The organism is Kineococcus glutinatus, from assembly GCF_039542765.1.
Taxonomy (GTDB): domain Bacteria; phylum Actinomycetota; class Actinomycetes; order Actinomycetales; family Kineococcaceae; genus Kineococcus_A; species Kineococcus_A glutinatus.
Genome location: NZ_BAABIL010000883.1, coordinates 1 through 826, shown reverse-complemented (window position 1 = coordinate 826; position 826 = coordinate 1). Strand labels below are relative to the sequence as shown.

Below are 826 nucleotides of genomic sequence, written 5' to 3'. Positions count from 1 at the left end.
GGACGCGGACGAGGTGGCGGACGCGGACGAGGTGGCGGACGCGGACGAGGTGGCGGACGCCGGCGACGGCGGCCGCGGGCGCCTGGTGCTCGCCGCGACGCCCATCGGCAACGTGCTGGACGCCCCGCCGCGGCTGGTCTCGCTCCTGGCGGGGGCGGACGTCGTCGCGGCGGAGGACACCCGCCGGCTGCGGCGGCTGTGCGCCGCGCTGGGCGTGCAGCCGCGCGGGGAGGTCGTCAGCTACCACGAGCACAACGAGCAGGCCCGCACGCCGGAGCTGCTGGCCGCCGTCGCCGGCGGTGCCGTGGTGGCGCTGGTGACCGACGCGGGGATGCCGTCGGTCTCCGACCCCGGCTACCGCCTCGTGCGGGCGTGCGCGGAGGCGGCGCTGCCCGTCACGGCGGTGCCCGGGCCGTCGGCGGTGCTCACGGCGCTGGCCGTCTCCGGGCTGCCCGTCGACCGCTTCGCCTTCGAGGGGTTCTGCCCGCGCCGCCCCGGCGAGCGCGCCCGCCTGTTCGCCGAGCTGGCCGCCGAGCGGCGGACGCTGGTGTTCTTCGAGTCGCCGCACCGCACCGCCGCCACGCTGGCGGCGATGGCCGCGGCGTTCGGCGCGGAGCGCCCGGCGGCGGTGTGCCGGGAGCTGACCAAGACGCACGAGGAGGTCGTGCGCCTGCCGCTGGCCGGGCTGGCCGCCTGGGCGGCGGAGCACCAGGTCCGCGGTGAGGTGTGCATCGTCGTCGCCGGCGCACCGGCGAGCGCGCGGGGCGCCGATCGCGGCGCCCTGCTGGCCGAGGTCCTCGAGCGCGTCGCGGCCGGCGAGCGGCTC

The 826-nt window shown here is 79.7% G+C and carries 1 protein-coding gene; it reads left to right on the top strand.

Annotated features, from left to right (window positions below; genetic code table 11):
* Positions 1-49: 49 nt before the first annotated feature.
* Positions 50-826: 16S rRNA (cytidine(1402)-2'-O)-methyltransferase (gene rsmI / locus ABEB16_RS22320; RefSeq protein WP_345714345.1), on the top strand; the 777-nt coding region annotated here is incomplete at its 3' end.